Annotated in this window: 7 protein-coding genes; 1 reads left to right on the top strand and 6 read right to left on the bottom strand. The window is 58.9% G+C overall.

The features are described 5' to 3' along the window. Positions 1–27 precede the first annotated feature (27 nt). The 6 genes from FN806_RS15980 to xdhA are packed head-to-tail and all read right to left on the bottom strand — an operon-like array spanning position 28 to position 8,200. The gene (locus FN806_RS15980; protein WP_142638949.1) at positions 28–948 is read right to left on the bottom strand and encodes an ABC transporter permease; all 921 of its coding nucleotides are present in this window, start codon (positions 946–948) and stop codon (positions 28–30) included. A gap of 2 nt (positions 949–950) precedes the next feature. Next, positions 951–2,033 (bottom strand): ABC transporter permease, encoded by a 1,083-nt coding sequence (locus FN806_RS15975; protein WP_142638948.1) that lies wholly within the window; start codon positions 2,031–2,033, stop codon positions 951–953. A gap of 35 nt (positions 2,034–2,068) precedes the next feature. Beyond that, entirely contained in the window at positions 2,069–3,586 is a 1,518-nt protein-coding gene (locus FN806_RS15970; protein WP_142638946.1) for an ABC transporter ATP-binding protein, read from the bottom strand. Then, the gene (xdhC, locus tag FN806_RS15965; protein WP_142638944.1) at positions 3,583–4,518 is read right to left on the bottom strand and encodes a xanthine dehydrogenase accessory protein XdhC; all 936 of its coding nucleotides are present in this window, start codon (positions 4,516–4,518) and stop codon (positions 3,583–3,585) included. The genes FN806_RS15970 and xdhC overlap by 4 nt, the downstream gene beginning before the upstream one ends. Continuing rightward, complete coding sequence (gene xdhB / locus FN806_RS15960; RefSeq protein ID WP_142638942.1) at positions 4,518–6,842, bottom strand: xanthine dehydrogenase molybdopterin binding subunit; 2,325 nt, start codon at positions 6,840–6,842, stop codon at positions 4,518–4,520. Before xdhB ends, xdhC begins: the two co-directional genes overlap by 1 nt. Then, positions 6,839–8,200: a xanthine dehydrogenase small subunit gene (gene xdhA / locus FN806_RS15955; protein WP_142638940.1), complete on the bottom strand. Its 1,362-nt coding sequence runs from the start codon at positions 8,198–8,200 to the stop codon at positions 6,839–6,841. The genes xdhB and xdhA overlap by 4 nt, the downstream gene beginning before the upstream one ends. 343 nt (positions 8,201–8,543) lie before the next feature. Here xdhA and dnaE point away from each other — a divergent pair, with 343 nt between their 5' ends. Then, a complete protein-coding gene (gene dnaE / locus FN806_RS15950; RefSeq protein WP_142638938.1) occupies positions 8,544–12,044 on the top strand; it encodes a DNA polymerase III subunit alpha in 3,501 nt (1,166 codons plus the stop codon). The last annotated feature ends 15 nt before the right edge of the window (positions 12,045–12,059 follow it).

Genomic DNA, 12,059 nt, shown 5'->3' with positions numbered 1-12,059 from the left:
TCCCCAAGTTGGTTCAGTTGTCCCCGTCTAATGCGAGGCATGGAATATCCGGCCGAGTGAGGCAGGTGCGCTGCTTTTGTCGGCGGAAAGGATCACAAGCACAAGGATCGTGATGATGTAGGGCGACATTGCCAGATACTCGACCGGGATGGCAACGCCCGCTGCCTGCAAATTCAGCTGCAACACGGTGATACCGCCGAACAAATAGGCACCCAGCAGGGCGCGCCATGGCTTCCAACTGGCGAAGACGACCAAGGCCAGGGCGATCCAGCCGACACCGGCTGTCATGCCCTCGGTCCACTGTGGCACCCGGATCAAGCTGATATAAGCCCCACCCAGCCCGGCACAGGCACCGCCGAACAGGATCGCCATGATGCGTATCTTGATCACCTTATAGCCAAGCGCATGCGCCGCATCGTGGTTTTCACCTACCGCGCGCAGGATCAGTCCGACGCGAGTGTATTTAAGCGTAGCCCAGACGGCCGCTGTCAAAGCGATGCCGACATAAAGGATCGGGTCATGCTGAAACAGGATCGGGCCAATCACCGGAATATCGCTGATCACCGGGATATGGATATCGCCCATGCTGGGGGGTTTGACCCCCACATAGCTTTGACCGAGCAGGGCGCTGAACCCTAAACCAAACAGAGTCAGCGCCAGGCCGCTGGCAACCTGATTGGCCAGCGCCACCTGCGTCAGCAGCACAAACAGCAGGGACAGTACTGCACCGCCTATGGCCGCGGCGACAAAGCCCAGCCAGGGCGACCCAGTCTCGACCGAGATCGCAAAACCGCTGATCGCGCCAACGATCATCATGCCCTCTACGCCAAGGTTCAGAACTCCTGCTTTTTCGACGACCAATTCACCGATCGCGGCCAGAAGCAGGGGAGTTGCAGCCACCATCAGTGACGCGACCAGAAGTACGGGATTAATCTCACCTAGGTCCATGATTACGCCACCTCGCTACGGGCCGCACGGATGCGGTAGTTGGTCAAAAGGTCGAAGGCCAGCAGGAAGAACAGCAGCATCCCCTGGAATACTTGAATAGCCGCGGCAGGAAGACCCATTTGGGACTGCGCAATTTCACCACCGATATAGGTCAACGCCATTAGGCCACCGGCTAGCAGGATGCCCACCGGATGCAGTCGACCCAGAAAGGCCACGATGATCGCGGTAAAGCCATAGCCGACGTTAAAGTCGATGCTGACAACACCCGAGGGGCCCGAGACTTCGAACATCCCCGCCAGCCCGGCCAGTGCGCCTGACAGGCCAAGACAGAACAGGATCAGTCGTGCTGGGTTTACCCCGGCGAATTTGGCTGCGCGCGGTGCCTCACCCGTCAGGCGGATGTGAAAGCCCAGCATGTGCCGGTTCAGCAGGATATAGGAAAAGATCACGGCTATCAGTGCGGTCACAACGCCCCAATGCATCCCCGATCCTGCGATCAGCTCGGCATTATGCGCACTCTCATAGGATTGCAGATTGCGTGAACCCGGAAAACCGAACCCTTCGGGGTTTTTCAGTAGTCCCAGCGAGACCGAGGCCATCATCTGTTCAGCCACATAGACCAGCATCAGCGAGACCAGAATTTCATTGGTGCCAAAGCGCACCTTCAGAAAGGCCGGAATAGAGGCCCAGAGCCAACCGCCAAGCGCACCTGCCATCACCATGATCGGAAAGACATACCAGGCATCCAGCGGGTAAAAGGCCAGCCCGGCCCCCGCACCAAAGATGGCGCCCATGATATACTGACCCTCGGCGCCGATGTTCCAGATACCGGCTCGGAAGCCTAACGACAGGCCAATCGCAATCAGCACCAACGGCGCGCCCTTCACCAGCAGCTGCGGGCGGTAATAAAAGGCGAATTCACCGAACAGAGGCTCCCAGAAAATGGTGCCGATGGCCTGAACCGGGTTTTTACCCAGGACGGCAAACAATATGCCGCCAAACAGCATCGTCGCCAATACCGCCACAAGCGGGGTCGCATAAGACCACGCCTTGGACGGCTGTGGCCGTTTCTCCAATACAATCATCTGCTCACACCCCCGTCGTCATATTTTGTTTTGCATCAGACATGGGCTACCTCCATGCCATGTGCACCGCCCATCATCAGGCCGATCTCATCCACGGTCAGACCCGTGGTTGTGCGTGGCGCGCTGAGCCTGCCTTCGTTCAGGGCGGCAAAGCTGTCCGAGATTTCCATCAATTCGTCCAGATCCTGGCTGATGCAGACCACCGCCGTGCCCTTGGCGGCAAGGTCCAGAATGGCCTGTCGGATCGACGCAGCGGCAGCGGCGTCCACCCCCCATGTGGGTTGGTTCACGACCAGTACATCGGGGTTCTGCAACACTTCGCGTCCGATCACGAATTTCTGTAGGTTGCCGCCTGACAATGACCGGGCCGCATTCTCGGGCCCTGGCGTGCGCACATCAAAGGCGCTGATGATCTTTTCAGCAAAGCTTTTGGTATCTGCCCATTTCAAGAACCCGTTGCTTTCCAACCCTTCGCGGACCGATCCGGTCAGCAGGGCGTTTTCGGTCAGGCTCATGTCTGGGGCGGCTGCATGTCCCAACCGCTCTTCGGGGGCGGTCAGTACGCCCAGCTTGCGCCGTGCGGTTGGGCCCAGTTTGCCAATCGGCTGGCCATCGAACTTGATCGCATCGGCAGCTGTCTGGATTTCGCCAGACAGGACACCCAGCAGTTCGTCCTGTCCGTTGCCGGCAACACCGCCAATTCCCAGCACTTCGCCTTTGCGAACTGTCATGTGGACATTCTTCAGCGCGGTGCCGAATTCAGACGGTGAGGGCACGGAAAGCCCGCTGACATCCAGCGCGACCTCGCCGAACTCGCGGCCTCCGCGCTCAGGTGTTTGCAGGGTTGAACCGACCATCAACTCGGCCATCTCCCGGGCCGAGGTTTCAGATGGAACGCATTCGCCCACATTCTTGCCCAAACGCAAGATCGTAGCGTGGTCGCATAGGGTGCGGATTTCTTCAAGCTTGTGCGAGATATACAGGATCGATGTGCCTTCAGACCGCAATTTATTCAGCGTTTCGAAAAGGATATCGACTTCTTGCGGAGTCAGAACACTGGTTGGTTCGTCCATGATCAAAAGCTTTGGATCCTGCAGAAGGCAGCGAATGATCTCAACCCGTTGGCGTTCCCCCGCGGACAGGTCACCGACTGTACGAAAGGGGTCCAGCGGTAGACCGTAGGTTTCCGAAACTTCCCGAATTCGCGAGGCCAGGTCGCCCATTGGTGGCGGGTTCTCCATCCCCAATGCGATGTTCTCGGCCACGTTTAGCGCGTCGAACAGCGAAAAATGCTGAAATACCATCGCGATTCCGTCAGCACGCGCGGCGCGCGGCTCGGGCGGAGCAAAGGGTTGGCCACGCAACAGCATGGTGCCGCTGTCGGGCTTCACCAAGCCATAGATCATTTTGACCAGCGTGGATTTTCCCGCGCCGTTTTCGCCCAACAGGGCATGAACTTCGCCCTCACCGATGTCAAAGGACACCTGATCATTGGCCACGACGCCGGGATAGGCTTTGGTCAGTCCTTGCAAACTTAGCAGTGGAGTGGTCACGCGCTCAGATCCTTCTTCAAATTGTTTTGCCCGATCGGGCGCAGCAGTTGTGATGCGACGCCCACGGCAATCATCTGCGGGTGCTTGCCCAGGCCCGGGTCGCCAATCGGGCAGGTGATCCGGCTGATCCGCTCGGGCGAGTGCCCCAGCGCCGCCAGCCGAGACCGGAACCGCGCCCATTTCGTAGCCGAGCCGATCAGCCCCGCAAAGCGGAAATCGTGCGAAAGCAGACGGTTGCACAATTCCAAGTCCAGATTGTGTGAATAAGTCAGCACCAGATGTTCAGCATCACGCGGCGCATGCCGAACCAGTTCCGCTGGTTTCGCGGCAGGGACGGCGGTGACTCCGTTCGGTACGGTTTCTGGAAACCGCTTGGATCCTGTATCGACCCAAGTGATTGCGAGATCGGGCAGCGGTGACAGGACATCCACCAGGGCGCGACCGACGTGACCCGCGCCCCAGACCCACAGTGCACGCGCTGGTTTGTGGACCGACTCGACCATCCAGCCTTCGATCAGCTGTGCCTCTGGTGCAATCCCTTGTCCGCGGGCTTCGGTCAACAGGCGTTTGACCGACAGTGGCATGTTCTGGCCCGATGTTGGGCGCGCAATGATGCTGTCGCCCAGATCGTTGATGTTGTTGCGGTCATAGACCTCGCTTAGCAAGGAAACAGCGCCACCGCAGCACTGGCCCATGTCGGGGCCAAGCGCGTGATGGGTCAGGCGCGATTGGGCGGTTTGTATCCGCGCCGCTTCGGCTGCCTGAAACTCAAGTGTGCCGCCGCCGATCGTGCCGGATTGCCCGTCCTGCCAGACCAGCATTGCGGCACCAACCTCGCGTGGGGACGAGCCCTTGATCCCGGCGATGACTACCCGGATCACGCGCCCATGGGTTTTGACCGCCTCCCTCAAAGTCTCAAGGTCAAATCCCATCAGTCGTCCCCCTTCATCCTTTGGACACCATGCCAGACTTCTTCTGCCGTGGCGGGGGCATCCAATGCGGGGTAGCTGTTTCCGCAGGCCGCCACCGCATTCGACAGTGCCAGCCAGGCGGATATCCCAAGCATGAATGGAGGTTCGCCTACCGCTTTCGAGCGATAGATCGTGTCCTCACGGTTTTCAGCCTCCCAAAGCGCAACGTTGAAGATGTCGGGGCGGTCGGAACAAGCCGGGATCTTGTAGGTCGATGGCGCATGGGTGCGCAGATTGCCTGTGCCATCCCAGACGAGTTCTTCGGTCGTCAACCAACCCGCGCCCTGCACATAGCCACCTTCGACCTGACCGATATCCAGCGCAGGGTTCAGCGACGCGCCCGCGTCATGCAAGATATCCGTGCGCAAGATGCGGTTCTCACCGGTTAGTGTGTCCACGGCAACTTCGGTGATCGAGGCGCCATAGGCGAAGTAGAAAAACGGACGACCTTGGCCTTTGATCCGGTCCCATTCGATCTTGGGTGTCTTATAGAAGCCGGTGGCCGAAAGGCTGATGCGGCCCTGATAGGTCAGCGCAGCCGCTTCGGCAAAGGTATAGCGTTCCTCACCAACCGATACATGACCATCCCCGAAGCTGACAGCCGACGGGTCGGCCTGATGTCGCTCAGCCAGATACTCTGCCATCCGGTCGCGGATCGTGTCACAGGCGGCTTTCACCGCCATGCCGTTGAGATCGCTTCCCGAGGATGCCGCCGTTGCCGAGGTGTTCGGCACTTTGGCCGTGTCTGTGGCGGTGATCTTCACCATCTCTAGCGGAATACCAAAGCGTGAGGCGGCAACCTGGGCCACTTTTTGAAACAGGCCTTGACCCATCTCGGTACCGCCATGGTTCAGGTGCACGGACCCGTCCTGGTACACATGCACCAGCGCGCCGGCCTGATTCAGATGGGTCAGGGTGAAGGAAATGCCGAACTTGACCGGAGAGAAGGCGATGCCCTTTTTGATCACGCTGTTCTCGGCATTCCATTTCTGAATTGCTGCCTTGCGCGCGGCATAGTCGCTGGAATTCAACAAGGCTTCGGTCATGCCGTGAAGTTCGAAATCTTCGACTTCCATGCCATAAGGGGTGGTGTTTGGCGTATCGCCGCCACTGCGATCAGGGGCATGGTCATCGGTACCCGCCGGGGCAGCGTAATAGTTCCTGCGGCGCAGCTCGACCGGGTCCAGACCCAGCTCATGCGCGGCGTGGTCCATGACGCGTTCGATTCCAACCATACCCTGAGGGCCTCCAAACCCCCGATAGGCGGTGGCAGATTGGGTGTTGGTTTTCAGCCGGTGACTTTCGATCCGCGCATTGGGCAGCAGATAAGCATTGTCGGAATGCAGCATCGCCCGATCCGCGACGGGCAGCGACAGGTCTTGTGCCCATCCGCATATGGCGTGGTGCAGAAAGGATACCCCCTGAATATGCCCGTCCTGATCGAACCCGGCCCTATAGCCAATGCGAAAGGCATGCCGCTTACCGGTGATGATCATGTCGTCATCGCGGTCATAGCGCATCTTGCAGGCCTTGCCGGTTGCCCGCGCAGCCACTGCGCAGGAAACAGCCAGAGCGTTGCCCTGGCTTTCCTTGCCCCCGAACCCGCCGCCCATGCGCCGGGTTTCAACGCGCACAGCATGCATGGGAACGCCCAGAGCCTCTGCCACTTTGTGCTGAATCTCAGTCGGGTGCTGGGTCGAGCTGTGGACCAGCATATCAGCACCCTCATTCGGCACCGCCAGTGCAGCCTGACCTTCCAGATAGAAATGCTCTTGTCCGCCAAGCTCAAAACTGCCTTCGATCACATGCGCCGCGCCTGCGATGGCGGCGTCTGCATCACCTTTGGTGTAGATGCGCGGGCCGTCCTCGAACCGACTGTCGGCGGCCAGCGCCTGCTCAATCGTCAGGATCGCGGTTTCTTCGGCATAGTCGATCTTGCCCAGTCGCGCGGCTTTGCGCGCTGCCAGATGGCTGGTGGCGACAACCAGAAACACGGGCTGGCCGATATAGTGGACGGTGCCGTCTGACAGCAAGGGCTCGTCATGAATGGACGGTGAGACATCATTGGCAAAAGGCAGGTCTTCGGCGGTCATCACCATGACCACGCCGTCGGCCGCCTTGACCGCTGACAGGTCCATCGCGGCAATCCGACCCTTGGCGATGGGGCTGAGGCCAAAGGCCAGATGCAACGTGCCTTTTGGTGTTGGGATATCGTCCACATAGCGGGCCGAACCGGAGACATGCAGCGGCGCGGCGTCATGAGGCAGTGGTTTTGTCACGCTCATGCCGACACCTCCAGCACATTGGTTGCCTGGCCCTGATCTTCAAGGAAATAACGCTCCAGCATCGCTTTCGCCGTCTCAAGGCGGTAATGAGCCGAGGCGCGCATATCTGACATTGGCGCGTAATCCTCGGCAAACATCGTCAGAGCGGATTGAACGGTAGCAGCTGTCCATGGCTTGCCGGTCAACGAAGCTTCGACTTGAGTGGCGCGTTTCGGAACGCCCGCCATGCCGCCAAATGCGATGCGCGCCTGAGTGACGGTACCTTCTGCAACGGTAATGTTGAAACACCCACAAACGGCCGAAATATCCTGATCAAACCGTTTGCTGAGCTTGTAGCATTTCAACCGATCCGCCTGGCGCGGGAAGCTTACGGCTTCGACGAATTCTCCGGGTACGCGATCCTGTTTTCCATAGTCGATGAAGAACTTTTCCAAGGGCAGCGTTCGCCTTGTGTCGCCTTTGCGCAGGTGCAGGCTGGCGCCCAGGGCAATCAGTGCAGGCGGGTTGTCACCGATTGGTGACCCATTGGCGATATTACCGCCTACGGTTGCGGCGTGCCGCACCTGTACGCTGGCATAGCGGCGGATCATTTCAGCATAAGAGGGGTGCAGATCCCCCAGCGCTTCGCCCATGCGGTTCATATCGACCATGGCACCAAGGCGAATTTCATTGTCAGTAACCGTGATCTGTTTCAGATCATCGCAACCGTTCATGAAGATTACTGTTTTCAGGTCGCGCAACTGTTTGGTGACCCAAAGGCCTACATCGGTCGCGCCAGCGACCAGGGTGGCCTCTGGGTGTTCGGCATAAATGGCGGCAAGCTCGTCCGAGGACCGCGGCAGCATAGGAGACGCGGCGGGTGCTGCGTCAGGCTTGTCCTTGACCCAGACGGGAACAGGGTGCTTTTCGACGGCTTTGGCGGCACGGATAATCGGCGCATAGCCCGTGCATCGGCACAGGTTCCCGGCCAGCTGTGTGTCGTGATCGGTTGCACCATTCGCATGCCCGGCCACCATCGACATTACAAAGCCGGGGGTGCAAAAGCCACATTGCGACCCGTGCAGATCAACCATTGCCTGCTGTACCGGGTGGGCCTTCCCGTCCGGGCTGCTGGCGCCTTCGACGGTGCGCACCGCTTTGCCGTGGAGCTGAGGCAGGAACAGAATGCAGGAGTTCAGAGCTTTGGCTCCTCCCTGATCCGTCACCATGACAGTGCAGGCACCGCAATCACCTTCGTTGCAGCCTTCTTTGGTGCCGGTCAGAGAGCGATCCTCGCGCAGCCAATCCAACAAGGTGACTGCCGGATTGACATTCGCCAACTCCACTGTCTCTCCGTTCAGAAGAAACGTGATATCCATTCGTGAAACCCGTCGCGTTACCGAATTGCGCCTCTGAATGCTCTCCTTCGATGCGACGTAGAAAGAGTGCGGGCGGATAGCTTGCCACTAGATGTTAGAAACAGCGCAGCCAATCTGGCAAGAAAAACCGCGCTTCTGATGTATCATTTCATTGGTCCGATCCTTGTGTTTCATGTGGTTTCGATGTTCATCACATTGAAAATAAAAGGTTTTGTAGCATGTTTCACCCTCAGAGTCCGAAGCACCTTATGGATTTCCCGAACAATCAGCGCCTGTTTTTTTGGCAATCCGAACCTAAGGTTCAGGCTTTTGTACCACCACTGGCTGCGATAGCGTGGGCGGCATGAGCAGCACTCCACGATTCATCCACCTCCGCGTTCACACCGAATATTCCCTGCTGGAAGGCGCCGTGCGGCTGAAAAAGCTGCCTGGTCTGTGTGAAAAGCTTGAGATGCCCGCCGTCGCCGTCACGGACACCAACAGCATGTTCTCTGCGTTGGAGTTTTCGGTCACCGCCAGCGGAGCGGGCGTTCAGCCGATCATGGGGTGCCAGATCGATCTGACCTATCTGCGGGCGCAACCGGGCGAGAAAGCGAAAGCCCCCGCGCCGCTGGTGCTGCTGGCGCAGTCAGAGGTCGGGTATGAAAACCTAATGAAGCTCAGCTCTTGCCTGTATGTGGACAAGGGCGGGCAGTTGCCGCAGGTGACATTGGATGAACTGGCAGAGCGCTCGGATGGTCTGATCTGCCTGTCTGGCGGCCCCGACGGACCGGTGGGTCGCTTGTTGCAGCAAGGGCAGCGCCCAGCGGCCGAGGTCTTGGTGGATCGCCTTGCAACCATGTTCCCGGATCGTCTGTATGTCGAATTACAGCGCCATCCAGGCGAGGGTGGTCAGCCCGAGGCCGAACGTCTGACCGAGCGCGGCCATGTTGAAATGGCCTATGCCAAGAACCTTCCGCTGGTGGCTACCAACGATGTCTACTTCCCGACCACGGACATGTACGAAGCGCATGATGCGTTGATCTGTATTGCCGAGGGCGCTTATGTCGATCAGCAGGATGGCCGCCGCCGTCTGACCGCACAGCATTATTTCAAGTCGCAGCAGGAAATGGCGACCCTGTTCGCCGATCTGCCCGAAGCAATCGAAAACACGGTCGAGATCGCCAGGCGCTGTGCGTTCATGGCCTATCGCCGTGATCCGATCCTGCCGAAATTCGCCGATGACGAGGTGGCCGAGCTGCGCCGCATCGCCAATGAAGGTCTGCAGAAACGTCTGGCCGTGATCCCGCATGCGGTAACCCCTGAAGAGTATCAGAAGCGGCTGGATTTCGAACTGGACATCATCGAGGGCATGGGGTTTCCCGGTTATTTCCTGATTGTTGCCGATTTTATTCAGTGGTCCAAGGATCACGATATCCCGGTTGGGCCGGGGCGGGGCTCGGGCGCGGGGTCGCTGGTGGCCTATGCGCTGACGATCACCGACCTTGATCCGTTGCGTTATTCGCTGCTGTTCGAACGCTTCCTGAACCCCGAACGGGTATCGATGCCTGACTTCGATATCGACTTCTGCATGGACCGCCGCGAAGAGGTGATCCGCTACGTGCAGCAGAAATATGGGCGCGACAAGGTTGGGCAGATCATAACTTTTGGCGCGCTGCTGTCGAAGGCCGCCGTGCGTGACATCGGGCGGGTTTTGCAGATGCCATATGGGCAGGTGGACCGTCTGTCCAAGATGATCCCGGTCGAAGGGGTGAAACCCGTCTCGATTGAAAAGGCGCTTAAAGACGAACCGCGTCTGCGTGAAGAGGCGCGTAACGAGGAGGTTGTGGACCGTCTGCTGACTTATGGCCAGCAGGTCGAGGGGCTGTTGCGAAACGCGTCGACCCACGCGGCTGGTGTGGTGATTGGCGACCGTCCGCTGGATGCGCTGGTGCCGCTGTATCAGGATCCGCGTTCCGACATGCCTGCGACCCAATTCAACATGAAATGGGTAGAACAGGCCGGTCTGGTTAAATTCGACTTTCTGGGTCTGAAAACCCTGACCGTGATCCAGAATGCGATGGATCTGATCTTCAAATCCGGGCGCGACCTGCACATCGCTGCTGACGGAACCGAGCTGTACGAAGCCGCCGAGGGGGCCGCGAACCAGATCAACGCCATCCCGCTGGATGATGAAGCGACTTACAAACTCTACTCAGCGGCCAAGACCGTAGCGGTGTTCCAGGTGGAATCCTCGGGCATGATGGATGCGCTCAAGCGGATGAAACCGGATTGTATCGAGGATATCATCGCCCTCGTCGCGCTATACCGTCCGGGCCCGATGGAGAACATCCCCAAGTTCTGCGAGGTCAAGAACAAGCTGAGCGAACGGGACACGCTGCATCCTTCCATCGACCATATCCTGGACGAAACCCAAGGCATTATCGTCTACCAGGAACAGGTTATGCAGATCGCTCAGGAAATGGCGGGCTATAGCCTTGGCGGAGCGGATTTGCTGCGCCGCGCGATGGGTAAGAAAATTCAGGAGGCGATGGATGCCGAGCGGCCTAAGTTCCTCAAAGGCGCTGCTGAGAATGACGTGGACGAGGCTAAGGCGACCGAGGTCTGGAACCTGTTGGATAAATTCGCCAACTATGGCTTCAACAAATCCCACGCTGCCGCCTATGCCGTGGTCAGCTATCAGACCGGCTGGTTGAAGGCGAACCACCCGGTCGAGTTCATGGCCGGGGTCATGAACTGCGATATCCATCTGACTGACAAGCTGGCCGTTTACTTCGAGGAAGTCCGCAAAGGGCTGGAACTGCCTTACATACCGCCCTGCGTGAACCGCTCGCAATCCACGTTTGACGTGGTGGATCAGCATCTGGTTTACGCGCTGGGCGCGTTGAAAAACGTCGGCGTTGAGGCGATGAATTTGGTAGTAGAAGGACGTGCAGGCAAACCGTTCGTCAACCTCTTCGACTTTGCCCGCCGCGTTGATCTGAAGAAGGTCGGCAAGCGGCCCTTGGAAATGCTGGCGCGTGCTGGCGCGTTTGATGAACTCGACAAGAACCGCCGCCGCGTCTTCGAAAGCCTTGATCCGCTGGTGCAATATTCAACTGCGATCCACGATCAGAAGAACTCGAACCAGGTATCGCTGTTCGGCGAGGCGGGCGACGACCTGCCCGAGCCACGCCTTTCGCCGACGCCGGACTGGTTGCCTGCCGAGCGTTTGAGCGAAGAGTTCAAGGCCATCGGATTTTACCTGTCCGGCCACCCGCTGGATGATTATATGCCCGCCCTAAAACGCAAGCAGGTACTGACACTGGATGAGGTGATGGAAAAGGCACGCTCGGGTCCGCTGATCGCCAAGATGGCCGGTGTAGTGGCTGGGCGGCAGGAACGGAAATCTGCGCGCGGAAACCGGTTTGCCTTTGCCCAACTTTCTGACCCTACAGGTGCCTATGAGGTCACACTGTTTTCCGAAACGCTGGAGAAATCCCGTGAGTTTCTGGAAACCGGTGCACAGGTGGTGCTGACCGCCGAAGCAACGATGGAGGCCGATCAACTCAAACTTCTAGGCCGGTCCGTCGGGCCGGTAGATGCGGTCGTGGCCGAGGCAGGGGCGACCGGGCTGCGCATTTTTGTTGATCAGCCGCAGGTTCTGCCCACAGTTGCCAAAGTTCTGGAAGATGCCGCTGGCGCAGCCAAGGGGGCTGCGAAAGGGCCTATCCATCTGTGCCTGCTTGATCCTGGCCTGCCGGGAGATGTCGAGATGGACCTTGGCCAGGAATTCCCGATCAACCCGCAGATCAAAGGGGCGATCAAATCGCTGGACGGCGTGATGTCGGTCGAGGAAATCTGACCGCCCCGGAAAAGT

Source organism: Ruegeria faecimaris (assembly GCF_900182615.1).
GTDB classification, from domain to species: Bacteria; Pseudomonadota; Alphaproteobacteria; order Rhodobacterales; family Rhodobacteraceae; genus Ruegeria; species Ruegeria faecimaris.
The sequence above is the reverse complement of the archived record's forward strand: the minus strand, read 5'-3'. Positions and strand labels throughout refer to the sequence as shown.

Coding starts and splice junctions, on each gene's coding strand:
- FN806_RS15980 (WP_142638949.1), bottom strand. CDS start 948: ATGGACCTAGGTGAGATTAATCCCGTACTTCTGGTCGCGTCACTGATG.
- FN806_RS15975 (WP_142638948.1), bottom strand. CDS start 2,033: ATGATTGTATTGGAGAAACGGCCACAGCCGTCCAAGGCGTGGTCTTAT.
- xdhC (WP_142638944.1), bottom strand. CDS start 4,518: ATGGGATTTGACCTTGAGACTTTGAGGGAGGCGGTCAAAACCCATGGG.
- xdhB (WP_142638942.1), bottom strand. CDS start 6,842: ATGAGCGTGACAAAACCACTGCCTCATGACGCCGCGCCGCTGCATGTC.
- xdhA (WP_142638940.1), bottom strand. CDS start 8,200: ATGGATATCACGTTTCTTCTGAACGGAGAGACAGTGGAGTTGGCGAAT.
- dnaE (WP_142638938.1), top strand. CDS start 8,544: ATGAGCAGCACTCCACGATTCATCCACCTCCGCGTTCACACCGAATAT.